Below are 25,981 nucleotides of genomic sequence, written 5' to 3' on the forward strand. Positions count from 1 at the left end.
GAAATGAAGAAATGAAGAAATGAAGAAATTACAAAAAATTGCATTACTGATTTTTATCGCTTTTGCCGTGGTATCGTGCTCACAATCAGAAAAGAAAGCTGAGCTTGAAGCGAAGCTCGAAGCCGAAGTTACAGGCGCATTCCCGTTTGAAATGCCTGCCGAAAAACCGAACCGCCCAATGAGTGCGGCCATGGAGCGGATTTATACGGATTATGAAGCTCCGCAACCTCAAAACAACGAGCTGTTTAGCCAATTCAAATACACCGAGCTGAAAGGCTTTGATTACAACGGTTACGATGGAACCATTACCAGAAGAGATCCTTCGAAAATCATTCGGCACAATGGGAAATACTACGTATGGTACACTTATCGGAATACTCCAACACCTCCTCAAGGTGCAGAAAAGTCGACAGATTTGATTCCTTCGTCTGACTGGGACTTGTCGGAAATTTGGTATGCTACTTCTGCCGATGGCTTTACTTGGAAAGAACAAGGCGTGGCCATTAAGCGTCCTGAAAAACCCTTGGTAGGCTGGCGATCGGTAACCACGACCGATATCTTAGAATGGGAAGGAAAGTTCTATTTGTATTACCAAGGCTTTATGGAAGCCAGCGGCAAGCGTGGTGACGATTGTCCGGTAGCTGTTTCTTATGCCGATTCTCCAGAAGGACCTTGGACGCCCTACAATAAAATTGTCATTCCAAACGGAGCAGAAGGCGAATGGGACCAGTTTTCCATCCACGATCCTTATCCTTTGGTGCACGATGGCAAAGTATATATTTACTACAAATCTGATTTTGGTAAAAAACCACATTTGGTACGTATGCAAGGCTTAGCGATTGCCGACAATCCATTAGGGCCATTTACCAAGCATCCATTGAACCCGCTAATCACCTCAGGGCATGAAACTTCCCTGTTTCCATTTAAAGAAGGGGTAGCAGCTTTGGTGTATAAAGACGGCCCTGAGCACAACACTATCCAATATGCAAAGGACTGGGTGAATTTTGAAATTGCTTCTATCACTGAACTGATGCCTTATGCTGCTGCGCCTTACGTGCCAGATGCTTTTACCAATACCAAAGATGGTCGGGGGATCACTTGGGGATTGGCACACTTTATAAATACAACGGGTGATTGGAGCAAGTTTAATTCAAAACTGGTTCGGTTCGATTGCGATTTGAGCAGAGATATCCACGATCCTGAGATGAAACAGCACCGCGTAAACCATAAGCCAGATGTCTATTTCCGCCAAGGCTTGAGCAAGAAGCAACAGGAGCGAATTGAGGAACAAAATAAGGGATTGGAGTAATGAGATAGAGAATAAATATTTATTCTCTTTTAAAATAGCCAATAGATTTTTTGAATGAATTACGATAAAAAAATGAAAAAAAGCCTTCTAAACCACAAGCTTATCACTGTCCTGCCACTAATTCTGTTCTCAATAGTAGTTCATGCACAAGAGGTGGATTTTACCTTTTTCGATAACAGTCTTCCCCTCGAAGAACGAGTGGAGATCCTAGTCTCTCAAATGACAGTGGAGGAAAAAATTAGCCAATTGACCAATGGTGCAGCAGCCATCCCTCGGCTTAGCGTGCCCGATTACGATTGGTGGAACGAAGCCCTCCACGGGATCGCCCGAAATGGGAAAGCGACTATTTTCCCCCAAGGAATAGGAATGGGGGCAACTTTTGACCCGGAATTGGCAGAAAGGGTAGCTTCTGCAATTTCGACTGAGGCAAGGGCTAAATACATTATTTCCCAAAAAATGGGAAACCATAGCAAATATGCTGGACTGACCTTCTGGACACCAAATGTCAATATTTTCCGTGATCCTCGCTGGGGGCGTGGTCAAGAGACCTATGGCGAAGACCCATTTTTGATGTCGAAAATAGGAGTAGCATTTGTAAAAGGCTTGCAGGGAAACGACCCGACCTATTTGAAATCCGCCGCCTGCGCCAAGCACTTTGCCGTGCATTCAGGCCCTGAGGAGGTTAGGCATACATTCAACGCCATTCCCAACAAACAAGATTTGCACGAAACCTATTTGCCAGCCTTTGAGGCATTGGTGACCGAAGCCAAGGTTGAAGGTGTCATGGCAGCATACAATGCGGTTTATGGAATCCCATCTGCTGCGAGTCCTTTTCTTTTGCAAGATATTTTGCATAACCAGTGGGGTTTTGACGGCTACGTCACATCCGACTGCGGGGCAATAAGTGGGGTGACGGCTAAACTCAACTATGCAAAAACTCCAGCCGAAGCTGCTGCTGTTTCCCTAAAAGCTGGAACTAATCTTAACTGTGGGAAAACTTATAAAAGGCTTGTAGAAGCTCTGAAACAAGGCTTGGTAACGGAAGAGCTGATTCACGAAAGAACCAAGCAACTTTTTAAGACTCGTTTCCGATTAGGCATGTTTGACAAGGACGTAGACCACCCTTATTTCAAAGTTAGCGGAGACAATATCCACAGTGATGAGCATGTAGCCTTGGCGCGTGAAGCTGCTCAGAAGTCGATTGTTTTGCTTAAGAACAAAAACAATATTCTTCCCCTTCCAAAAGATATCAAAGTCCCGTATGTAACTGGCCCTTTTGCCAACTCAAATGACATGCTCATGGGGAGTTACTATGGCATAAGCACCAATATAGTGACCATTTTAGAAGGGATTGCTGATGCAGTTTCCTTGGGGACTTCTTTGAATTACCGTAGTGGCGCACTCCCTTTCCACGACAATATCAATCCTAAAAACTGGGCGCCATTTGTTGCTGGCGAATCGGATGTTACTATTTGTGTGGTAGGTCTCACGGCGGACAGGGAAGGAGAAGAAGTGGATGCAATAGCTTCGTCGGATATAGGAGACAAAAGGGATTTGAAACTGCCTGCCAATCAAATTAATTATGTGAAGCAAATCATTGAAAAGAAAAAAGGACCATTGATTTTGGTAGTAGCCAGCGGTAGTCCCGTTTCGCTCGAAGGAATTGAAGAAGACTGCGAGGCAGTGCTGCAAATTTGGTATCCGGGCGAGCAAGGGGGCAATGCCGTTGCCGATGTGCTGTTTGGCGATATTTCCCCTTCTGGAAAACTACCAATCACCTTCCCAAAAAATATAGCCCAGCTTCCTCCATACGAAGATTATTCCATGCAAGGACGCACCTACAAATACATGACCGAAGAACCAATGTTCCCCTTTGGCTTCGGATTAACTTATTCTACAGCTGAAATCAGCAACTTGACTCTCAGTGCTGAAAAACTAAAGAAAACCCAATCGCTAGAAGTTCAGGTAGAAATAGCAAACACAGGCGAATACGATATTGATGAAGTAGTGCAACTTTACGTTTGCCCAACGGACACCACAGGTGGAATCCCTTTGAAAAGTTTGAAAGCTTTTGAGCGTGTTCCTTTGAAAAAAGGTGAGAAGAAATCAATAGGGTTTTCCTTGGACCCTGAATCCTTAAAAGTGGTCAACGAGGAAGGCGAAAAAGTGTGGAGAAAAGGAGAATACAAAATCATAGTTGGAAATTCTTCGCCAGGAGAATTAAGTGTAAAACTAGGAGCTGCTGTTCCGCAAGAAGAAATCATCACCTTAAAATAATAAGCCATGTCAACTTATATAAAGAACTTCACACTAACAGGATTGATCGTACTGGTGTTTTTTTCATGTACAGAACCTCAAAAGCAAGAAATCCCAAAAACTGTAGAACCTCAGGTATTTCCTCACAAAATGCCAGAGGAAAAGCCCGACTTTCCAATGAGTGCTGCTGCAGAGCGCATGTTCGACTACCCAGCTCCGCGTGTGCAGGACAATGAATTGTATTCGCTTTTCAAATATACCAAATTGGAAGGGTTGGATTACAACGGCGGCGACGGCACTATCACACGCCGAGACCCTTCACGCCCCGTGTTCGTGAATGGGAAGTATTACATGTGGTACACCAAGCGGCACACAAAAGTACCGCCAGTTGGTGCAAGCAATGCCGATCAGGCTACTGATGAAATCCCTTCCACCGATTGGGATTTGTGCGATTTGTGGTATGCTACGAGTGAAGACGGCTTTACTTGGGAAGAACAGGGCATCGCAGTGGCTCGACCAGAAAAACCTGCACTAGGTTGGAGGTCTATCGCTACACCGGATATCTTGATCTGGGAAGGGAAATATTATCTCTATTTTCAAGCGTTCAACGAGCCAAGTGGTACTCGTGGCGATTGGTGCCCGATTTCTATGGCTTATGCCGACTCGCCTGACGGACCTTGGACGCATGTGGGCAAACCCGTTGTTCCTTTTGGCAAAAAAGGAGAGTGGGACCAAGACCAAACGCAAGATCCGCACCCAATTATTTATAAAGGAAAAATCTACTTGTACTACAAAGCCGCATACAACAAGTGGCCTGACAAACGAGACAAATATGCTGTTGGTCACGGCTTAGCCATTGCCGATAATCCTATGGGTCCATTTGAAAAACACCCATTGAACCCTGTGCTGAATTCCGGTCACGAGACAACGTATTTTCCATTCAAAGAAGGAATTGCCGCATTAGTCATCAAAGATGGGAACGAGCACGAAACCATGCAATACGCCGAAGATGGAGTGAATTTCAATATTGCTGCTGTGGTGGAGCTTACACCGACTGCCGCTGGGGCATTCACGCCCGATGCCTTTACGGGAACGGATTATGGCAAAGGAATCACTTGGGGAGTTTGCCATTTCATCAATGCAGGAACTACCCGTGAAAACAAACATTCCATCATAGCAAGATTCGACTGCGATTTGAGTTTGGACACCCACGAGCCTTGGCTTAAAAGCACAGGTGTTTGGCATCGACCTGAAGTATATTTCAAACAAGGTCTGGGCGGATTAAGAAAAAAACGTGAAGGGCTTCCCAAATAAGACTTCCTTAAACTATTGATATGAAAGTTTTCAACTATTTTTTATTCATCATTTTTAACCTGGTAATTGTTGCTTATGGGCAGACGCCAGAGTTCTCAACTCCCGAAATTGACGCCAAAGTAGATGCATTGCTGGCAAAAATGACCATGGAAGAAAAGCTGGCGCAAATTACGGGCACTCGGCTTAGAGAAATCATGGTAGATGGAAAAGTTTCCATAGAAAAATGCAGGGAACACATTCCACATGGTATAGGTCATTTTTGCCAGTTTTCTACTGGTCAAAATCTTTCCCCAGAAGAGTTGAGGGATTTGGTGAGGGAAGTACAACACTACCTCATGACCGAAACAAGGTTAAAAGTTCCAGCAATTTTCCATGAAGAGGCCATTACCGGTTTTACCACTTTGGGAGCTACTACTTTTCCCCAGCAAATAGGCGTAGGTTGCACTTGGAATCCTGAGTTGGTATCGCAAAATACTGCTTCAACTCGAAAGAGTATGCGGGCTGCAGGAGCTACCTTTGCCCTGTCGCCTATGCTCGACCTTAGCCGAACAGCGCACTGGAACCGCCACCAAGAGAGCTATGGCGAGGATGCTTATTTGACTTCGCGCATGGGAGTTGCATTTGTTAAAGGCTTGCAAGGTGACGATTTCAGAACAGGAGTTGCAGCCACAGTTAAGCACTTTGCGGGGTACGGCACAAAAAACAACAGCGAAAAGGTCTTGTACGAAGAATACCTCATGCCACACGAAGCGTGTATAAAGGTAGCTGGGGCAAAAAGCGTCATGCCTTCGTATGGGGTCTACAAAGCGCTCCCTATTTCGGTGAACCCCACTATGCTCACGCAAATGCTTCGGAAGGATATAGGATTTGATGGGCTGGTGGTGAGCGACTACGGCGCCATTACTCAAGTATTCAAAAAATACAAAAGAGCGCCCGACTTGATGACTGCAGGTGCCATGGCGCTGAATGCAGGCTTGGACATCGAATTATCCTCACCTACGGCATTTCCCCTTTTGCCAAAGGCACTTGAAGAAGGCTTAGTGACTGAAGAGCAGATAAATACTGCGGTAAGACGTTCGCTGACCATGAAAGCCAAATTAGGCTTGCTCGATGAACATCCTCAAATTGGTGTAGATGGAGATTTAGATTTTGACCCTCCTGCCAATAGGGAATTAGCGTACAAAACGGCTGCCCAATCCATCGTGTTGCTTAAGAACAATGGTGTTCTTCCACTAAAGAAAAATGTAAAAAAAATAGCTCTTGTAGGACCAAACGCAGCCACTGTACACGGACTTTTGGGCGATTATACCTACCAAGGAATGAGGGCTTTTTGGAAGCAAGCTGAATTTGACCAAAACAACCCCAAATTGGTTACAGTGAAGGAAGGTTTGGAGCAAAAGCTTGGCAGAAAAGTGAAATTGCAACACGAAAGAGGTTGCGATTGGAGTGCTGCGCTTGAAGCCAAAATAGATACAAAAACATTTGGCGACAGCCGAGTAGAACAGTTAAAACTACTTACTATCAAAGACTTGCCTCAGCCCGACTTGCAAAATGCGCTGAAGATTGCCAAGGAAAGCGATGTAGTGATTGCCGTAATGGGCGAAAATCTTTACCTCAACGGAGAAGGGCGTTGGAGAAAAGGTATCCGTTTGCCCGGAGAGCAAGAAGCGTTTGTTGAGAAACTAATTGAAACGGGTAAGCCAGTTGTTCTAGTAATCTTAAGCGGCAGGCAACAGGTAATCAGTGCCATTGAAGGCAAATGTGCTGCCGTTGTTCAAGGATGGTTTCCTGGCGAAGAAGGAGGCAATGCTATAGCCGATGTACTACTGGGCAACGTGAACCCATCGGGCAAATTATGTGTGTCTTATCCAAGTACCGAAGAAGAAGTGGAGATCAATTACCAAAATGGTTACCCTGATATTGCTCCCCAATATCCTTTTGGGTTTGGCTTGTCCTATACCACTTACGAATACGGAAACTTGGAAATGCAACCTCAAGCAAAGGTTACCGACGACCGGTTTTCAATTTCTTTTACTGTGAGAAATACGGGAAAAATGGATGGAGCTGAAGTTGTTCAACTATACGTTTCCCCAATTGAAAAGACGTCTGGCATGAAACCTATCCAACTAAAAGGTTTTCAACGGGTACCACTCAAGGCTGGAGAAGAGGAAAAAGTCACTTTTGAAGTTTCTCCCCAACAATTGGCGCAATATATAAATGGTGAATGGGTGATAGAAGCTGGAAAATATGAATTCAAGGTAGGGGCATCGTGTACCGATATTAAGCTTAGCGGTACTGTTGAGCTAACAGGACAAGATATTTTTCTGGAAAATGGACGTCAAGTATTTTTCTCTACTACTTCGGCAAAATAAGATGATGTTCAAATAAAAAATAATGTTACCATAACAAAATAAAAACATAAATATAATGAACGATTATTCATTAAAAAATATAATGGCACTTGGAATATTAGCTGTTGTTGTATTTGTTGCTCCTCAAGAGGTGTTTGCCCAGAAAAAAACAAACATCATTTTACTGTTTGCCGACGATGCCGGGTATCATGATTTCGGCTTCCAAGGTAGCAAAACTTTTAAGACTCCCCATCTCGATCAATTAGCATCGGAAGGGATGGTGTTTAAAGAAGCTTATACAACGGCAGCGGTTTGTGGTCCATCTAGGGCTGGTTTACTTACGGGCATGTACCAGCAGCGCTTTGGCTTTGAGGAAAATAATGTCCCCGGCTACATGAGTGCATCGTCCAAGCTGATGGGCGACGATATGGGCTTGCCGCTGAATCTGAAAACCGTTGCAGATTACTTGAATCCTTTGGGTTATCAGTCTATTATATTGGGCAAATGGCACATGGGTAATGCGGACAGGTACCACCCGCTTAGGAGAGGCTTCGATGAGTTTTACGGTTTTAGAGGCGGGGCAAGAAGTTTCTTTCCCCTCACACAAAAAGAAGCATTTGATAAGCCCGAAGATAGGTTGGAAAAAGGCTTTGGAAACTTTAAAGAACCAGAGAAATACTTGACCGATGACCTGGCAGATGAAGCCTGTGATTTTATAGATAGGAATAAAGAAAAACCATTTTTCATGTATGTTTCTTTCAATGCGGTTCATTCTCCATTGCATGCTACAAAAGAAGATTTGGCGAAAGTAGAAGGGCTTACAGGTAAGCGTAAGATATTGGCAGCAATGACCATTGCAATGGACAGGGCTTGTGGGCAGATCTTGGCAAAGCTGAAAGAGCATGGTTTGGATGAAAACACCTTGGTGGTATTTTCCAACGACAACGGAGGCCCTGACGGAACACACACCTGCAACTATCCTCTGAGCGGTTGTAAATCCAACAACCTTGAAGGTGGAATAAGAGTGCCTTGCATCATGAAACTTCCTTCGGTAATCGAAGAAGGCTCGCATTACGATAAGCCGGTGAGTATGCTCGATATGCTTCCTACTTTTGTAAACGCCGCTGGCGGTAATGCTTCAAAAATAAAAGGATTAGACGGTGTTGATCTCCTTCCTTTTGTCACTGGAGAAAACAAGTCAGCTCCTCACGAAATCCTTTTTTGGAAAAAAGAAAATAGGGGGATTGTCCGAAAAGGAGATTGGAAAATGCTCCGCTTTCCAGATCGACCGGCAGAGCTGTACAACATTGCCAAAGATGAAGAAGAAAATAACAACTTGGCTTACGAACATCCTGAAAAAGTCAGAGAAATGTTCAAGCTATTGTTTGAGTGGGAAGGGGAGTTGGAGCGACCGCTTTGGCAACTTAAGCGGATCTACGAAGTAAACGCCATGAAGCGGATGGACGAGAAAAGAACGCCGGTGCTCGATTAGAATTCTGATTAAACCTACTGCTTTAATATATTTATTATGAAGTGTTTTGCTTGTAACTGTTCAATTATAAAAATAAGTGTTTTAACAATGCTTTTTTTGGGGCTCGGGTATGTAGCCAAGGCACAAGACCGCCCAAATATGATTGTGATTATTGCCGATGATTTGGGATACAATGATGTAGGGTTTAATGGCAGTAAAGAAATCCAAACCCCAAATTTGGATAGACTTGCCGATAATGGGGTGGTCTTTACCAACGGTTATGTGACGCATCCCTACTGCGGACCTTCTAGGGCTGGGCTAATTACGGGTCGTTACCAAGCACGGTTTGGGTTGGAAATCAATTTGACTAACTCGTTTTTTGACACCCATAGTGGGTTGCCCTTGACGGAGACTACATTTGCAAAACGCCTTCAAAAATCGGGTTATCATACAGGAATTATAGGTAAATGGCACTTGGGAGGTTCCCATCCTTACCATCCTAACAACAGGGGCTTCGATTATTTCTATGGATTCCTATCTGGCGGGCATACTTACTGGCCAGAAAATGTAACCACAACTCACCCTCTTTACTTGGATAATGGAAAACCTCATTATTCAGCCAACGAAGGAGGGTATTGGCCATTGATGCGTAACAACAATGCAGCTGAGTTTGATGAATACCTCACTACTGCACTGAGCAGAGATGCAGCGAAGTTTGTGAAAAGTAGTGACAAACCATTTTGCCTTTACCTAGCTTACAATGCACCGCACGCTCCTTTGGAAGCGCCAAAAGAGTTGATCGATAAATATTCAAACATCGATCACAAACAAAGAAGAATCTATGCGGCCATGGTTGATGCGATGGATCAGGGAATTGGGATGGTAGTCCAAGCCTTGGAAGAATCTGGTAAACTTGACAATACGCTCATTTTCTTCATTTCCGACAATGGAGGAATTGTAGATAAGTCCCGTAAAGAATCAGATCCAAGAGGCGAGAAAAATGACTGGGGAGATAATTTTCCCTATCGGGGTGGAAAAGGCAGTATGCTAGAAGGAGGCCATAATGTCCCGTTTATTGCCCATTGGCCTAAGGGGTTAACTTCAGGGAAAACCTATTCTTTACCAGTATCGGCATTGGACATTGCAGCAACTTTTGTTGCCCTTGGCAATGGAGATAATTCAGGGCCTGAGCTCGAAGGCGTAAACCTTATCCCGTATGTGGTAGGTGAAAAGAGAGGGGTGCCTCATAAAGCAATCTACTGGAGAATGAAAGATGGGGTAAACTGGGCAATCCGTACACCTGAGGCAAAATACCTGTTGCCACGAAAAGAACACGGAGGTGCTCCTATGCTTTTTGATATGAACAAAGACCCTTATGAAAGTAAAAATATCATTAACGAGCGTCCCGAATTAAGGAAAAAGCTTGCAATGATGTGGAATGAGTGGAATGCTCAAAACCAACCGAATAAATACTTGCAAGCTGGGGAGTATCAAAAAGAACGCCTGAAGTTTTACGAAGAGCAAAGAAAGCGCCTTGATGAGGAGGCGAAAAAGAAGAAGCCCTTGGTCATCGAGTAAGTCTGAAAAATGATAAATAATCACTTGAAATATAAAAATGAAAAGTATATATATAGTTTGTTTTCTAGTATTACCATTCTTGACAGGTTGTGATCAGCAGTCAGAAACGGAGACTGATCCAGTGCTCGATTTCTTGAATTTAAAATTTGGCATGTTCATCCATTATAACATGGGTACGTACCATGCCGAACAATGGGCAAAGCCAAATCATGACCCTAAGTCATTTGCTCCTACCAACCTCAATTGCGATCAGTGGGCAAAAGCAGCAAAATCGGCTAAAATGAACTATGCTGTTTTTACTACAAAACACCATGATGGCTTTTGCTTATGGGACTCTAAAGTAACGACTTATGATATAGGCAGCAGTTCTTACAAAGGCGATATAGTAAAAGAGTATGTTGATGCTTTCCGAAAACAAGATATTAAAGTAGGGCTCTATTTTTCAGTATGGGACCGTCAGCACGATATTCAGCATGGATCAGTTACGCCCGAAAAAATTGAATTTACAAAAGAGCAATTACGCGAGCTTTTGTCGAACTACGGAAAGGTAGAATGTGTGGTAATAGATGGATGGGGCTCAAAATGGGGGAATGGACCTGATTTTGACGACATCCCTTTTGATACCTTGGCAAATGTAATCCATGCTTTACAGCCCAATTGCCTAGTGATTAATCATAGCTGCAAAACTGATCTGAATGTAACCCAATTGGTGCATTACGAAGCTACACACGGTCAGCATTGCCCATCTGACAACACCATTCCCTCGCAGCAAGGCCCCACCATTCAGCCAGCTTGGTTTTGGGAAAAGCATTTTGCAGACTTGGATCTAAAACCAGTTGATGATGTGGTAAAAGAGCTAAACTTTGCCAATTCGCATTATGCCAACTACCTGCTAAATGCTGCCCCAAATGATAAAGGTTTGATGGACGATAATGTAATTGAACGGCTAAAAGAAATAGGGGAAGCTGTAACGCTTTCAGAGCCTTTAGCTGCCTTGCCAGAAATAAAACCTGTTCATATGGGCGTAAAGGCAACTTCTTCTAGCTCCAACGGAGAAGAGTTTGGAGCTAGCAATGTAATCGATTGCGATTTGTTTACACGTTGGCAATACACAGAAGGAGATAGTGCACGCTGGCTCGAATTAGATTTTGGATCACCAAAGGTCTTTAATAAGGTGATTTGCGGTGAGTACAAATCAGGGGTAGAAGCTTTTAAAATTGAGGCTTTGGTAGATGACCAATGGAAGCTGCTAGTTGAAGGTGGGAAAATGACCTTCAATTTCAACCGAAGCTTTGAGGAAGTTACCGCTCAAAAATTCCGCTTGACAATACTTGAAGCAAGCCGTTTGCCGCGTGTTGCCGAATTGACGTTTGTAAAATATTAATGCTTATTGCCCTTGGATGAACATTGGGGCGAGCTATTATATGCAAACGTTTGACTATTGAGTGAAGGGGAATATAAGTAGCTTTGGTTAACTAACTACATAGGGTCATAAGTAAAGCTAGCAATGAATGGGACTCCATCTCAAGTAGAGATGGTTGTTAGTTATTATTAGACGAGTAAATATGAAATCATTTTTTCAAAGCTTAAGGCTACTTGCCTTTATTTGTTTAGCCTTCAATAGTAGTTGTACAAAAGAAAAAGAGGCTTCAGTTGGGGAAGCTGCAGAAGTAATTCCTACTACACACACCTCTGATGCATTGGCTATAGATGTGATTGTTCCTGAGCACGGCATGGCCGATCCTCACGCATGGGTTCAAAACGATACTGTATTTATCATTTGTGGTCACGATGAATCTTGGGAAGGAAAAGGTTCTTTCCGTATGGATAGGTGGGAAGTCTGGTCTTCGGCTGACTTAAAAAACTGGAATCATCACAGAGATATCCTACCTTCTCAAACCTATATAGGCGACCAAGCAAATTGCTGGGCGGGCGATATTTGCGAAAGGGATGGTAAATACTATTGGTTCTTTTCCAACAGAAATATCAATACAGGCGTGATGGTCGCCGAAAAAATTACTGGAGAATATAAAGATTTATTAGGCAAGCCTTTGTTGCCTGAAGGAATCGTCCCCGTTCACCCTTACGATCCTGAAATTTTTATTGAAGACGGAGTTTATACAATTTGTTTTGGGGCAGGCACTTATTATATGGCCACATTGGCCAAAGACATGAAGTCGTTAAGCACTGAACCAAAGCCCATCCTTATTCAAGACGAAGAGGGAAATAAATTGGGTACAGAAGACAAGCCTACCTTATTCAAGCGCAATGACTGGTATTATTTAGTGTATGGAAGCCGTTATTCAATGTCGAAAAACCTTTACGGGCCATACACATTTAAAGGAGCTTTTTTAGAAGGAGGACATACTAGTTTTTTTGAATGGCATGGGCAGCTATATGTTCTCCAAGAAAACCACGATATCAGTGCATTTTATAGAGGCGCAAGCTTAAAACCTGTCTTTTTCAATGAAGACGAAACTATCCTCATCCCCGAAGATGATCGGATGTACCCCGCTCCTGGAAGGCCGTGGAAATTTATCAATAGTACCATGGGGTGGAAAGCGCTGAGTGGGACAGACCTTGTTTTTCGAGATGGTATTCTTACTGGGAACATCTCAGATAAAAATGCGACTATCCAAAGTGCTCCTTGGCTTTATACCGATACACAAGAATGTTCTAAAGTTACCTTCAAAATAAAAAACAATAGCGAGGCAACACAAATGAAGTTTGCCATTTTTACCCGCAACCAAGGCCCTGGCTTTTGGACTGCTGGAACTGAGTCTTTGGACTGGAATAAGCAAGAATGGGTAACTATTCCTATCAAGGCAAATGATAGCGATTTTTCTACATATAGCATTGAGTTATCTCAATTCAAAGTAGTAAATGAACGACTGATGCAAGTTGCTTTGCAACCTGCTTCGACTGCGCTAAGAGGGACTTGGGAAATCGATGAAATAGTGATAGAATAAAAATAGATAATTAAACGTATAACAAAATGAAAAAAAAGACCTTAGTCTTAATGGTTTTATCTGTGCTGGGTGTATTTAGCTCAATTCAAGCACAAGAAAAAACGAAGTACAAAGAATCGTGGGAATCGCTTTCGACTGTTAATCAAACACCTGATTGGTTTTTAGATGCCAAGCTGGGGATTTATGCTCACTGGGGACCAGTTTCTGGGGCATTTGAAGGTGCTGACCCTAAGACTCACTACCGTGGATGGCATGGCATGATTATGTATTTGGATGGGAAGATTGTACCTACTAAAAATGGAAAGCCATCGAGCAATTATGTACACCACAAAAAGAAGTATGGAAAGCCTTCTAAGTATGGTTACAAATACATAATCGAGCAATTTGAACCTTCCAAGTTTGATGCGAAAGTTTGGGCGGATTTGTTTGCCAAGTCAGGGGCAAAGTTTGCAGGCCCAGTGGCTATGCACCACGATAACTTTGCTATGTGGGATGCAAAATCGACCCGTTGGAACTCGATGAACTATGGCGGAATCGATCCTTCAGCAAATTTGAAAAAAGAAATAGAAGCAAAAGGCATGAAGTTTATGGCTTCTTTCCACCATGCGTTTACATGGAAATATTATGCTCCAGCGCATGCTCACGGAAATATTGATGAAGCAGATTATGACCTTTATACTAATCCGCACAGCATAGAATCCGATGTGCCAGACGAAAGGTTTATAAAAGAATGGTGGGCAAAACTGAAGGAATACATAGATACATATCAGCCTGATTTGCTTTGGTTCGACTGGTGGTTGGAAAACCTGCCGGAAGCTGACCGCCAAAAGTTCTTGGCTTACTACTATAACGAAGCTCAAAAGTGGGGCAAAGAAGTGGGAGTGGCTTACAAAGAAACTACTTTTCCTATAGAAACAGCTATTAAAGACTACGAACGCGGCCGTCCGAACCAACCTAAAAATCCTGCTTGGTTGACCGATACATCACCAGGGGCATGGTTTTACCGCCCAGGGGCAAAGTTCAAAGAACCTAATGAACTGATCGACATTTTGGTAGATATCGTAGCCAAAAATGGCTTGATGCTTTTGAACGTACCACCCAACCCAGACGGATCTATTCCAGAAGAAATGGTCTATTTACTTACTGAAATGGGAGCGTGGTTAGATGTAAACGGTGATGCAATCTACAAAACCCGTCCTTGGACTGTTTTTGGCGAAGGACCAACCCGTTTGCCAGAAGGTGGTCACAAAGTAGAGGAGAAGATAAAAATCGCCTATACAAACACAGATATTCGTTACACCAAAAAATCGGATAAAGAATTTTATGCGATAGTGATGGATAAGCCAGAAGGCGAAATTGTGATGAAAACGCTAAGCACCGACATAGGTGCATTGAACTCAAAAATCATGAATATCAGCTTGCTTGGCAGCGAGGAAAAAATTGAATGGGAACGTGATGCAAGAGGTTTGGTTATCAAAGCACCAAAATCTTACCCAACGGATTATGCCCACTCCTTTAAAATCGTTCTCGAAGGTTACACGGAAAACGACATAGGAGGCGGAGTAGAAGCCCACGAAGATTAATAAGATGTTAGAAGCTGGAGGTCAGAAGTTAGGTAATAAAAATCTGACTTCTGACCTCCAGTTTTTACATAGAAATACTTCAACAAATACCTAAAACAAATGACTACTAGAATAGCTGTTTTTCTTTTGGCATTTTGCCAATGCTTTTTGGGTTTTTCTCAAGCCAAAGCCCAATCCAAGAAGCCAAATATCATCCTGATTTTTGCAGATGATATAAGCGCTCGAGAACTACCCATTTATGGCTCTACGGTGTGGAGTCCCGCTCCCCAAGGAGGCAATACTTCCGACCCGAAATTCAGGGCAAAAACTCCTGTGCTAGATAAACTTGCCAACGAAGGTGTTTGGATAAAAACGACGTGGGCAGCAACCATCTGCTCTCCCAGCCGGGCTATGATGATGACTGGTCGCTATGCCCATTTGCATAAGTGGTGGCACAACAAAGACAAAGGGCAGTGGACGAACAAGAAGGGCAAAAAGGAGACGATACCTCTTTACGAAAGTTCGCCACATACCATAGGCCATGTGGCCAAAGCGGGTGGATATGCTACCTATTGGGCTGGAAAAACCCAGATGGCAGGAGTGGATAATTTTGGGTTCGACGAAGCTTGTTTTACTCCAGGAGGGATTGAAACCGGTAAGGGGAACCCTTATACCGACTTCAAAATTGTGCAAAAAAAGGTAAATGGTAAAAAAATACTGATCAATGAGGATACTGGGATGGAAGTGGATTATTACCAGCAATTTGGTTGGTATTGGAAACCTCATGTAGAACTGATGAACCATCCAAGTGCTCAGAAAAAGTTTGAATTGTGGCCCAATACACCTGAGTCTAAAGCTTCTTATGGGCTGAACACGTACGGTCCTGATGTAGAATTGGAGTTTATCTTCGATTTTATGGAAAGGAAAAATAAAGAAGCAGAACCGTTTTTTATCTACCACACCAGCCACTTGGGACACGACGGTTGGGATTTTTTCAGTGCTGAAATAGACAAGGAAAAGAGAAACAAATGGCCGGGCACGCCTAAGATAAAATGGGAAGATGGGAAATATGAAAGGACGGCGCCGAATGTGACAGGAGATGCAGGCGAGTATGATACACACGGAACGGTGACCGAATCGGGAATCCACACACATGTGAACTACCTCGACTACCAAGTGTGGCAGTATTTGGAAAAACTAGAAGAACTAGGCATTGAAGATAACACTATCCTGATCTTTTGTGCGGACAATGGTACGAGTGGATATGGAAAGGGCAGTTTTACCTCTCAGCAAGGTACGCATGTCCCCCTCATTATTTATGCTCCTTGCCTCGATATGACCAAAAAAGGAGCACAAGATGTATTGGTAAATATTGCTGATATATTGCCTACCATAGCCGATGTTGCCGGTGTGGGAATTCCTGAAAGTTATGAAGTGAGCGGAGAGAGTATGCTTCCATTTCTGATCACCAACAAGGAAGAGCACAGAGAGTGGATTTATTCATACCATAAAGAAAAACAGCTTATAAGAGGAAAATATGTGTTGATAGACGGGAAAGGAAAAACTTACGATGTATCTGAAAACCCGGCTGATCTGATAAGCTTTCCGGAAATCAAAAATTGGGACAAAGCATCAAAGAATCATAAAAAAGAAAAGAAAGAATTGAAGGCTGTTCTTCCTGCTCTCGATTTACACTCCACGGCGCACGACGCCCTGGAAAGGCAGAAGCTTTGCGGTTGGGGAATGAGTAAAGGGCAGAGGCTTTATAGAGGCTGTTTTAGAACCAAAGTGAATATGAAAAATTGAATAATATCATGAAAAAGCTTTATAACATTATCATCCTTTTTGCAATTGGCTTGCTAACCCAATCTTGTTCTTCTACAGAAAAAGAAAACACGAACCAACCAACTCAGCCAAATATTATTTATATCATGTCCGACGACCATTGTGCGCAGGCTATTGGGGCGTATCAAATGCGTTTGGCAAGTTTGAATCCTACGCCTACCATCGATCGCCTTGCCAATGAAGGGATGTTGTTTGAAAATGCATTCTGTACCAATTCAATCTGCACGCCGTCGCGTGCTTCTATACTAACTGGTCAATATAGCCAAACCAATGGAGTGCTTGACCTAGGTGGGCGAATTGGCGAGGCAAAGCAATATTTGCCGAAGGAAATGAAGGCGCTGGGCTACACCACTGCGATGATGGGGAAATGGCATTTGAAGGAAGCGCCCGAGGCATTTGATTATTACAATGTGTTGCCCGGACAGGGCGATTACCATAACCCGACACTTTATGCCAAGGAAGGGGATAGCCTAACGGAATTTCGTTTTGAAGAAGATTTGGTGCGTAAAGTTTACGCTACCAAATACGAAGGGCATTCCTCAGATGTAATTACCGATTTGTCGCTCGATTGGTTAAAAAACAAACGTGACAAATCGAAGCCCTTCTTTCTGATGCAGCATTTTAAAGCACCGCACGATTTTTTCGAATTCGCCAAACGCTATGAAAACTATTTGGAAAATGATTCCATTCCTGAGCCTTCCAGCTTGTGGGACAATGAAAATAACGGTTCGGTAGCGACACGTGGGATCAACGACAGCTTGATGGATACTATTGGTTCTTCCATCGGTCATCGGAATGTGATTCGGAACATGGGCATGCACATGAAGATTGACCCGAACATTCCCGATCCTGAATACAAGCACTTGGCCTACCAAGAATACCTAAAGCGTTACTTGCGCTGTGTAAAAGGAGTGGATGACAATGTGAAACGCTTGTTCGATTACCTTGAAGAAGAGGGCTTGATGGACAATACAGTAATTATTTACACTGGCGACCAGGGTTTTATGCTGGGAGAGCACGACTACATAGATAAGCGCTGGATGTATGAGGAGTCGATGCGTATGCCGTTTTTGGTACGCTATCCAAAATCGATAAAGGCTGGTTCAAAAACCGATGCAATTATCAATAATACAGACTTTGCCTCCACTATTATCGAATTGGCAGGAGGGACTACTCCAGAGTACATGCAGGGAAATAGTTTCAAGAGCATTTTGGAATCGGGGCAAGAGCCTGAGGGTTGGCAACAGGCTACTTACTATCGCTATTGGATGCATATGGCGCACAAGCATAATAACCCGGCGCATTTTGGCATTCGCACCAAAAAACACAAACTGATTTTCTTTTATGGCAGTGATTACAAGGAACGCAATACGGCAGCACAATCGTGGGCGCATAACCCTGAATCTATGTCTGAGTTTAAAACTATTCCGGCATGGGAATTTTACGATTTAACCAAAGACCCTCATGAAATGAACAATGCTTATGGCGATGAGCAATATACAGAAGTAATAGCCGAATTGAAAACACAACTAAAAGGCTTGCGGGCGTCAAAAAACGAAGAGGATGCAGACTATCCACACATCCAAAAAATCATTGATACGCATTGGGATGATTAATGAACGTGCCTTTAACCGAACTGAAAGACGAGCTAGCCAGCTTAAGGGCTGAGTATGAAGTGGTGGAATAAGGAATGAAATATAGAAAAATGAAAATGTTCAAGGTTTTAAGCAATGTGTACATGGAAAATGGAACTCTCATATTAAATATACTCACGGCGATATTTATTTTTGTAGTCTCAACTTCTGAGGCTCAAACTAGCAAAAAATCCTCGCCCAACGTCATCTTGGTTTTGACGGACGATCAGGGAATTGGTGACCTCGGATGCCACGGCAACCCTTGGTTAAAAACGCCTAATATTGATGCGTTTTATAAGGAATCGGTCCGCATGACCGATTACCATGTAAGCCCGTATTGCGCACCAACTAGGAGTGCTATTATGACTGGTCGTTATCCAATAAACAATGGGGTTTGGGCTACGTACAAAGGGCGGGATGCCCTGACAGGAGGCGCTCCAACAATGGCGGATGTTTTCAGGCAAAATGGTTATAAGACGGGCATGTTTGGGAAGTGGCATTTGGGTGATAACTACCCAGTTCGCCCAACAGATTGCGGGTTTGATGTTGCTGTTCAGCACAAAGCTGGCGGTGTTGGCGAGCTTTCAGACTATTGGGGCAATAGCTATTTTGATGATATGTATTATGTCAATAACGAGCCTAAGCAATTCAAAGGCTATTGTACCGATGTTTGGTTTGAAGAAGCTATTAAGTTTATTGATGAGAATAAGGACAAGCCTTTCTTTGTTTACCTACCCACCAATGCCCCTCATAGCCCATGGAAAGTCGATGAAAGTTATGCCGGCCCCTACAAGGAGCTAGAGGGTGAGAAAATAGTGAATGCCAACTTCTATGGGATGATTGCCAACATCGATGAGAACTTTGGCAAACTAGAAGCATTTTTGAAAGAAAAAGATCTTGCCGATAACACAATTCTGATCTATATGACTGATAATGGCTCTAGCGGAGGCATTAGCCGCGATGGCAAAATTGGGTACAATAAAGGATTTAGGGGGATGAAAGGTGGCAAAACCGAGGGAGGTCATCGTGTGCCTTTCTTTGTTCGCTGGAAAGATGGCAAACTCAAAGGAGGGAGGGACATAAACGAATTAACCGCCCATGTAGACTTGCTTCCTACATTGGCTGCTTTGTGTGAGCTTAAACTTCCTTCAAACCTAAAACAGGACGGTGTTGACCTTTCTTCATTACTGTTAAAGAAAGAAAAAAAACTTGCTAAAAGAACCGTCTATGTGCATCATCGCCAAGATTGGCGTCCACCAATGGATGTGGAAAAAACTTGCCTGATGACTGAGAATTGGCGTCTGCTAAATGGAAAAGAGCTATACGATGTAGAGCAGGACCAATACCAAGAAAACAATCTTGCCGGTGAGTATCCGGAGATTATTAAAACCCTGCTGAGTGAGAATGCCAGATTTGTAAAAGCGGCTAAGGCTGGACTAGAGTATCAGGAATTGCCTGCACATGTGATAGGGAATGAAAACCAAGAAGAAATAACACTTACTATCCAACATGCCATAGGCGAAGATGGCGGAATTTGGAAGTCAGAGCAAGTTTCGGAAGGTATGAAAAATAGCAATAACAGGCATGCGATTAAGGTCGAAAAAGCAGGCTTATATGAAATTGCTTGTTGTAGGTGGCCAAAGGAATGCCCCGGACCAACTTGGGGAATACCTAGTAAAAACCCTAAGAATATGTACAATTACCAGCCTATTAAGCCTGAAAAAGTGAGGATTAGCATTGCAAATCAGCTACATGAAAAACAAATAACAGGAGACGAAGAGGCAGTCTTGTTTCAAGTAAAACTTCAGGAGGGAAAGACCTTTTTGGTAAATGATTTTATTGAAGGTGACGAAAAGTACGGGGTGTATTATACCTACATAAAGTACCTAGGAGCTGAATAGAGTTCTGTAAAAACGGGAAGTGAGGGTAAGCGATAATAGCAGGCAAGTTTCGACAGGATAAATGTTTTGGTAGGAAAAGTCAATTTCCGAATTACATAAAGAATTTCACAAACCCATTAACATTAAACATATTATTATTCATGAAAAAGTACACTTTAATCTTTTTGGCTCTGGGCATGAGCCATTTTCTGTTTGCCGACCCTCCAACACCACCTGTTGGGAAACGATGGGTGCTGAACCCCGATTTTTCGGATGAGTTCAATGGGACGGAACTGGACGCGAGCAAGTGGTTCAATTATCACCCAAATTGGAAAGGTCGGAAGCCAGGCTTGTTTTTGCCTTCTCAGGTTTCGGTGAAGAATGGCTATATGCAGATTAGGGGAGAGAAAATGGAGAAAGACACCATCATCCATGCGTATGGGAAGGACATGACCTTCAATATTGCTGGCGGAGCAGTGGTTTCCAAAAAGTCAGTCTATTTGGGGTATTACGAATGCAGGTCAAAAGCAGCGGCAACTACCATGTCCACCACATTTTGGTTTTCTGGTGGTGGCGGTGTTGGTCCAAACGAATGCGATACATACAAGCAAGAATGGGACATACAAGAGTGTATTGGTCGGGGCGGTGATTTCAAGGGCGACTATTTTGCTTATGGAATGCACTCGAATGCTCACTATTGGTACACCGACTGCGATGGCGAAAAGCATGACCACCGAGCGGCGCAAGTAAGGTTTGAAGACTCAGAGCTGGCTTCCGAAGATTTCCACGTGTACGGCGGATGGTGGCGCGATGATGTTTCTGCAAGTTATTACTATGACAATCGCCCACCAAAGCACCAACAGTTTTACAATAAGGTGAGCGATAAACCAATGGACAAGCCCATGTACATGCGCTTGGTTTCTGAAACCTATCCTTTCCCATGGATTGAACTTCCTAATGACGAGGAACTGGCAGACACAACTAAAAATACCGTCTATTACGATTGGGTGAGAGGGTACAAATTAGTTGATGTAGATGCGCCAAACGACAGTGACCTGAATCTAGAGTCGGAAATTGGGTTGTATGATGAAAACGTCTCATTTCCATCTGCTACTTACGAACTAAGCTCTTCTGAGACGTTAAAAATCCCATTTACTTTTCAGGCAAACGAGGACAGGGAAATCGAATTGAAACTGCATGACCCTGAAGGGAAGGTGGTTGCCAAAACGGTAGCTTCTGTTTATGCTGGTTATGGCAATATGGTCTTCGACTTTGAGGTAGGACAGACGCTAGAAGCCAAGGCAGGTTACAAACTGGTTGCCAGTGTCCTTCCTGCTGGAGGCGAGAAAACCAACAAGCTAGACACCAGCACCTTGATACTTGACCTGAAAAACTAAGCTGATTTTTTATAAAACAACAAAAATATCTAAATATGAAAAGGAGAAATTTTATCAAAAAAACTGCTGTAGTAGGAGCTGCGGCATCGGTTCTGCCACATTTTAGCATTGGAAAACCAGGGCTTTCTGCCAATAGCAAACTGAATATAGCCATGATTGGCGCTGGCAATATTGCCGGGATGGCATACGGTGGCTGCAAAGGAGAAAATATTGTTGCCTTGGCAGATGTAGATGCCGCTATGTTTGGGCAGCATGTACCTAAGAATCCTGAAATTGCTAAAGCAAAAAAGTTTGAAGATTTCCGTGAGATGCTCGACAAGATGGACAAAGAAATTGATGCGGTATGTATCAATACTCCTGACCACACGCATTTTGCCGCAACTATGCATGCCATGCAGATGGGCAAGCATGTGTGTACCCAAAAGCCATTGACCTATAGCATTTGGGAGGCGCAAACGCTGAAAAAAGCGCAGAAAAAATATGGTGTGGTTACGAATATGGCAGTTCAAGGTCATACGTTCGACGGTATCAGGCAAATGAAAGAATGGTATGAGGCAGATGTGTTTGGGCAGATCAATGAAGTGCATTCATGGAAATCCGGCCCCACTTGGGAAACAGAATATCCTGGCAAATGGGGCTATTGGCATAAAATGACATCTTTCCCACCTAAAGCAGATCCAATTCCTGATGGACTCAACTGGGACCTTTGGCTAGGGCCAAGACCAGCCGATACTACATTTAATAAGCTGTACCACCCCAAAAGCTGGAGGGGTTACAGTATGTTTGGAAATGGGATTTTTGGCGATTGGATGCCTCATATAGCAGATGGGCCTGTATTTGTCTTGGATTTGTACAAGCCTGTTGTGGTAGAGCTGGAAGAAAAAACGGGTGGTAATGAATGGATGTTCCCAGAAGGAAACCGAGTGCGATGGGAGTTCAAGAAACGTGGCAAAAAAGCCCCTTGTACGTTCTATTGGTACAACGGTCCTGTTGGCAACTCTCAGTTCATGCCTAAAACCCCCAAAGAATGGACAGGGGGCAAGAATCTTCCCGGTGGCGGAACATTGTATTATGGAGACAAGGCAGTTGGGTTTACAGATCAGCGCTCTAACAATCCAAAACTGGTCAATGCTGATGAAATGAAGGCTTTTGAAGAGAAAGGATTTCCTGCTGAGAAGTATCCGAGAGTGAAGGGAGGACCTTTTGCCGAATGGATAAGAGCTATAAAAGGAGATGGACCAACCCCAGGGGCAAACTTTGATTTTGCAGTTCCTTTTACAGAAATGATGTTGCTCGGAGTATTAGCGGCTAAGTTTGGTGGAAGGATTGAATGGCATCCTAAAAAAGGAATTACCAACAGGCCTGAGCTGAACAAATATGTAAAAGGGGCGACACCTCGGAAGGGTTGGGATTATGGTTCTGATCTTTGGAAGTAAAGTATTGCACACCTGAGCGGGTTTCCACTCAGGTGTATACCTCATTCTGCAGTTGACTAAGAAAAACCAACTTTTTAAACTAGGGTATTGATATGGAATTGAAAAGAATAATTAAAAAAGCTCTGGTAGTCAGGTCTTTCGCCTTTATGGCCTTGGCAAATATAAACCTTGCCTTTTCCCAAGAAAAAGAACCCCAAAACTGGCACATGCCAGAACTATCCGAATCAGCAAGGAGTAAGGTGGGCAGTGGTATTTTTCCAGTGTAGAATAGCCAAGCCGTGGAGTGAGTGTGGATAAGCTTACTTGGAAAGAGGCTGTAATTAGTGAATAAAATATTGACTAGAACAACAATGAAAACTTTTTTTTATTACTTGTTTTTTGTGCTATTACTATTTGCTCAAAAATCTCGTGCCCAACTAGTTCTTCTGGGCGACAATACGCCACATGCAAATGTGAATGATGGTGACTTTGAGGCTGTTAAAGGCTACTGGCGTCAGTCCAAGCAATCTCCATTTTGGACGACCAAAAACGTGGAAGGACAAGGCGAATACCCAATGGGTTTACATCACGGTTCTCTTTTTAGTGACAATGACCTTGGCATCGCCGAGTCAAAAGTGCTTGATACGAATCCAAAATACCAAACACCCAAAGCTGGGGATGTGCTGAACTGGAGCTTTGGTGCCGACTTGGAATACATAAGCAAAGGCACTATTTCCCTTAGCTTGGTATTTGGCAAACATGATCGTGTTCTGGCTAAGAAAGTGAAGCTCATCGGGTCCGACAAAACCATTGAGCATTTTAAAGGAACGTATGTGCTTTCGGAAGAAGATGCAGCGGCTGGACTACCCTTTGTACGAGCTGCTTTTTATTCGGAACAGCAGGTAAAGGTTTATCTTCACTACGTGAACATTAGTGTGGAGGATTCTTCCATTGCCGGACCAGAACTAAAGGCGGAGGTGCAAGAAGAAGGAATTCGCTTGCAGTGGAAAGATGGTTTAGCTAGCAAGAATAGCAAATTCTATATCTATCGACAGTTCAATGAAAATCAAAAACATAAGAAGCTAGGAGAAACGAATACAACTTCGTTTTTAGACAAAACGCTGATAAACGGAGTGTCCTATTCTTACGTAGTTACCCGAATTGATGCAGAAGAGTCAGGAGCTTCCAATAAAGTGGTGATTGCAAAAAAGGACAACGATGCTCCCGCACCTCCCACCGAAGTACATGCTACGGTTTATGATACAGAAATAAAACTTAGCTGGACAGAAAGCATCGACCAAGATGTGGCAACTTATTCGGTATATCGAGGCGATGCCGATGGGAATAAGTTGCAAGAGATTTCCCATGGCATAAAAGGGAAATCGTACCTGGATTTCACTCCTCCCAAAGGTATTGAGAATACGTACATCGTCTATGCCTATGATTACAGTGGGAATAAAAGCAAAGCCTCGGAAGTGATAAAGGCGAAAGTGAAAACAGTAATGGGGACTTCTTTCAGCGATTTGATTTTGCCTATGCCAATCCATAAAAAACTCCGCTCGGATATTTGGGGAGCAGATGGGGTATTGCCTCGCGATCCTGGTAATGGAATTGAGGATCCCGAATGGAGCTATTGGGGAGGGCGACCCGTGGAAGATAAAGATGGAAAGTTCCACATGTTGGTGACCCGTTGGCCTGCCAATGCGACCAAAGGACACTGGGAATGGCCGCATTCTACAGTTGCCTACGCCGTTGCGGAACTCCCAACAGGACCGTATAAAGTCCAACGGGAATTAGTGTATGATTTTGCAAAAGGGCTTGGCCATAATCCTGATGTCATTCTGCTAAACGACGGGACTTATATGTTGTATTCCCTCATAAACTGGGAAGCCACCTTGTTCACTTCTGAGTCCATGGAAGGTCCTTGGAAAAGGCTTGGCATATTAGAAGTTGACCTCAGCACTTCTAAAGACGATCCAGATAAGAGCTACCGCTATTATAGAAACTTGTCGGGTGTTCATTTGGACGATGGTAGGTTTCTTTTTGTGACCAAAGGCGGGGCTATGATGATCAGCGAAGGTAAAAACCCTTTGGGACCTTATAAGGCACTGACAAGCCCTTTGCAAGGCAACTCGATTATTCCCGAAAAGTACCGCAATTCTAATTACGAAGACCCGGTTCTTTGGAAAGACGATGTTCAGTACCACATGATGATCAATGCATTTTGGGATTACCGAGCCATTTACCTTCGCTCTCCAGATGGGATTCACTGGAAGTTCAACCCCGGAACGGCTTATACGCCAAACAATACTTTTTATGAAGACGGTACGCAAACGCATTGGTACAAACTTGAAAGACCGCATGTGTTGCAAGATAAATATGGAAGGGCGACCCATTTGTCATTAGCCGTAATTGACGTGCCAAAGGCTGACGACTTGGCGAAGGACAAGCACAATTCAAAAAATATCATTCTACCTCTTACCCTTCATAAACGGATGAAAATACTGAACAAGAAGGTTGTAAACAAGGATACAAAATCTATCAAAGTTTTGGTAATTTCAGAACCTGGTTTCGATGCGCAAAATGATATTGATCTAACTTCCTTAAGGTTTGGGGCTTCGGAAGAGGAGCTAAAGTGAGAAAAACTAAGAAAAAAGGGAAAGACCTCATCATTGAGTTTGATGGGGCAGGGAACGGCATAGACAATGGCAACTTTGCCTGCAAAATGCTGGGCAAAACGAAGGCGGGCAAACTACTGATAGGGTTTACAAAATTATCGGCACAGTAGTATGTATTAATTCAACTTCTTAAAGAGTCTCATGAATCCATTAACATTAAACATATTATTCATAAAAAGCACATTTTAATCTTTCTGGCTCTGAGCATGAGTCATTTCCTGTTTGCCGACTCTCCAACGCCGTCTATAGGAAAGCGGTGGGTGGTCAGGGTTGTTTTATCCGTCTCAGATTTCGGTTAAGAATGGACCCCGGTAGGCGTAAA

17 protein-coding genes are annotated in these 25,981 nt (G+C 43.3%); all 17 read left to right on the top strand.

The genetic code is table 11. From position 1 onward, the window contains the following. Nucleotides 1-19: 19 nt before the first annotated feature. The 17 genes from R9C00_13035 (at nt 20) to R9C00_13115 (ending at nt 25,769) form a co-directional block, all read left to right on the top strand. Entirely contained in the window at nt 20-1,309 is a 1,290-nt protein-coding gene (locus R9C00_13035) for a family 43 glycosylhydrolase (GenBank protein WPO38380.1), read from the top strand. Between the two features lie 72 nt (nt 1,310-1,381). Further along, nucleotides 1,382-3,586, top strand: coding sequence for a glycoside hydrolase family 3 C-terminal domain-containing protein (locus R9C00_13040; protein ID WPO38381.1), 2,205 nt, complete (start codon nt 1,382-1,384; stop codon nt 3,584-3,586). A gap of 6 nt (nt 3,587-3,592) precedes the next feature. After that, entirely contained in the window at nt 3,593-4,879 is a 1,287-nt protein-coding gene (locus R9C00_13045) for a family 43 glycosylhydrolase (GenBank protein ID WPO38382.1), read from the top strand. A gap of 20 nt (nt 4,880-4,899) precedes the next feature. After that, entirely contained in the window at nt 4,900-7,251 is a 2,352-nt protein-coding gene (locus R9C00_13050; GenBank protein ID WPO38383.1) for a glycoside hydrolase family 3 N-terminal domain-containing protein, read from the top strand. A gap of 55 nt (nt 7,252-7,306) precedes the next feature. Beyond that, nucleotides 7,307-8,722, top strand: a complete 1,416-nt coding sequence (locus R9C00_13055; protein WPO38384.1) for a sulfatase-like hydrolase/transferase — start codon at nt 7,307-7,309, stop codon at nt 8,720-8,722. An 87-nt stretch (nt 8,723-8,809) separates the two neighbouring features. Further along, entirely contained in the window at nt 8,810-10,279 is a 1,470-nt protein-coding gene (locus tag R9C00_13060; protein WPO38385.1) for a sulfatase-like hydrolase/transferase, read from the top strand. A gap of 37 nt (nt 10,280-10,316) precedes the next feature. Continuing rightward, entirely contained in the window at nt 10,317-11,663 is a 1,347-nt protein-coding gene (locus R9C00_13065; protein ID WPO38386.1) for an alpha-L-fucosidase, read from the top strand. Nucleotides 11,664-11,844: 181 nt separating this feature from the next. Further along, nucleotides 11,845-13,248, top strand: a complete 1,404-nt coding sequence (locus R9C00_13070; GenBank protein ID WPO38387.1) for a family 43 glycosylhydrolase — start codon at nt 11,845-11,847, stop codon at nt 13,246-13,248. 26 nt (nt 13,249-13,274) lie between these two features. Then, nucleotides 13,275-14,831 carry an alpha-L-fucosidase gene (locus tag R9C00_13075; protein ID WPO38388.1) on the top strand — a complete coding sequence of 519 codons (1,557 nt, stop codon included), beginning with the start codon at nt 13,275-13,277 and terminating at the stop codon, nt 14,829-14,831. Between the two features lie 99 nt (nt 14,832-14,930). Then, nucleotides 14,931-16,616, top strand: a complete 1,686-nt coding sequence (locus tag R9C00_13080; protein WPO38389.1) for a sulfatase-like hydrolase/transferase — start codon at nt 14,931-14,933, stop codon at nt 16,614-16,616. A gap of 8 nt (nt 16,617-16,624) precedes the next feature. Beyond that, nucleotides 16,625-18,271 (top strand): sulfatase, encoded by a 1,647-nt coding sequence (locus R9C00_13085; GenBank protein WPO38390.1) that lies wholly within the window; start codon nt 16,625-16,627, stop codon nt 18,269-18,271. Nucleotides 18,272-18,360: 89 nt separating this feature from the next. Continuing rightward, a complete protein-coding gene (locus R9C00_13090) occupies nt 18,361-20,190 on the top strand; it encodes an arylsulfatase (protein WPO38391.1) in 1,830 nt (609 codons plus the stop codon). Nucleotides 20,191-20,330: 140 nt separating this feature from the next. Next, the gene (locus R9C00_13095; protein ID WPO38392.1) at nt 20,331-21,566 is read left to right on the top strand and encodes a family 16 glycosylhydrolase; all 1,236 of its coding nucleotides are present in this window, start codon (nt 20,331-20,333) and stop codon (nt 21,564-21,566) included. Nucleotides 21,567-21,601: 35 nt separating this feature from the next. Continuing rightward, nucleotides 21,602-23,002 (top strand): Gfo/Idh/MocA family oxidoreductase, encoded by a 1,401-nt coding sequence (locus R9C00_13100; GenBank protein WPO38393.1) that lies wholly within the window; start codon nt 21,602-21,604, stop codon nt 23,000-23,002. Between the two features lie 92 nt (nt 23,003-23,094). Next, nucleotides 23,095-23,268: a hypothetical protein gene (locus R9C00_13105; GenBank protein ID WPO38394.1), complete on the top strand. Its 174-nt coding sequence runs from the start codon at nt 23,095-23,097 to the stop codon at nt 23,266-23,268. 84 nt (nt 23,269-23,352) lie between these two features. Beyond that, nucleotides 23,353-25,620 carry a hypothetical protein gene (locus R9C00_13110; protein WPO38395.1) on the top strand — a complete coding sequence of 756 codons (2,268 nt, stop codon included), beginning with the start codon at nt 23,353-23,355 and terminating at the stop codon, nt 25,618-25,620. Continuing rightward, nucleotides 25,617-25,769, top strand: coding sequence for a hypothetical protein (locus tag R9C00_13115; GenBank protein WPO38396.1), 153 nt, complete (start codon nt 25,617-25,619; stop codon nt 25,767-25,769). The genes R9C00_13110 and R9C00_13115 overlap by 4 nt, the downstream gene beginning before the upstream one ends. Nucleotides 25,770-25,981 lie beyond the last annotated feature (212 nt).

Source organism: Flammeovirgaceae bacterium SG7u.111 (assembly GCA_034044135.1).
Lineage (GTDB): Bacteria > Bacteroidota > Bacteroidia > Cytophagales > Flammeovirgaceae.

Excerpts from the sequence above, each read along its gene's own strand:
- R9C00_13035 (WPO38380.1), top strand. The coding sequence starts at position 20 with ATGAAGAAATTACAAAAAATTGCATTACTGATTTTTATCGCTTTTGCC.
- R9C00_13040 (WPO38381.1), top strand. The coding sequence starts at position 1,382 with ATGAAAAAAAGCCTTCTAAACCACAAGCTTATCACTGTCCTGCCACTA.
- R9C00_13045 (WPO38382.1), top strand. The coding sequence starts at position 3,593 with ATGTCAACTTATATAAAGAACTTCACACTAACAGGATTGATCGTACTG.
- R9C00_13050 (WPO38383.1), top strand. The coding sequence starts at position 4,900 with ATGAAAGTTTTCAACTATTTTTTATTCATCATTTTTAACCTGGTAATT.
- R9C00_13055 (WPO38384.1), top strand. The coding sequence starts at position 7,307 with ATGAACGATTATTCATTAAAAAATATAATGGCACTTGGAATATTAGCT.
- R9C00_13060 (WPO38385.1), top strand. The coding sequence starts at position 8,810 with ATGCTTTTTTTGGGGCTCGGGTATGTAGCCAAGGCACAAGACCGCCCA.
- R9C00_13065 (WPO38386.1), top strand. The coding sequence starts at position 10,317 with ATGAAAAGTATATATATAGTTTGTTTTCTAGTATTACCATTCTTGACA.
- R9C00_13070 (WPO38387.1), top strand. The coding sequence starts at position 11,845 with ATGAAATCATTTTTTCAAAGCTTAAGGCTACTTGCCTTTATTTGTTTA.
- R9C00_13075 (WPO38388.1), top strand. The coding sequence starts at position 13,275 with ATGAAAAAAAAGACCTTAGTCTTAATGGTTTTATCTGTGCTGGGTGTA.
- R9C00_13080 (WPO38389.1), top strand. The coding sequence starts at position 14,931 with ATGACTACTAGAATAGCTGTTTTTCTTTTGGCATTTTGCCAATGCTTT.
- R9C00_13085 (WPO38390.1), top strand. The coding sequence starts at position 16,625 with ATGAAAAAGCTTTATAACATTATCATCCTTTTTGCAATTGGCTTGCTA.
- R9C00_13090 (WPO38391.1), top strand. The coding sequence starts at position 18,361 with ATGAAAATGTTCAAGGTTTTAAGCAATGTGTACATGGAAAATGGAACT.
- R9C00_13095 (WPO38392.1), top strand. The coding sequence starts at position 20,331 with ATGAAAAAGTACACTTTAATCTTTTTGGCTCTGGGCATGAGCCATTTT.
- R9C00_13100 (WPO38393.1), top strand. The coding sequence starts at position 21,602 with ATGAAAAGGAGAAATTTTATCAAAAAAACTGCTGTAGTAGGAGCTGCG.
- R9C00_13105 (WPO38394.1), top strand. The coding sequence starts at position 23,095 with ATGGAATTGAAAAGAATAATTAAAAAAGCTCTGGTAGTCAGGTCTTTC.
- R9C00_13110 (WPO38395.1), top strand. The coding sequence starts at position 23,353 with ATGAAAACTTTTTTTTATTACTTGTTTTTTGTGCTATTACTATTTGCT.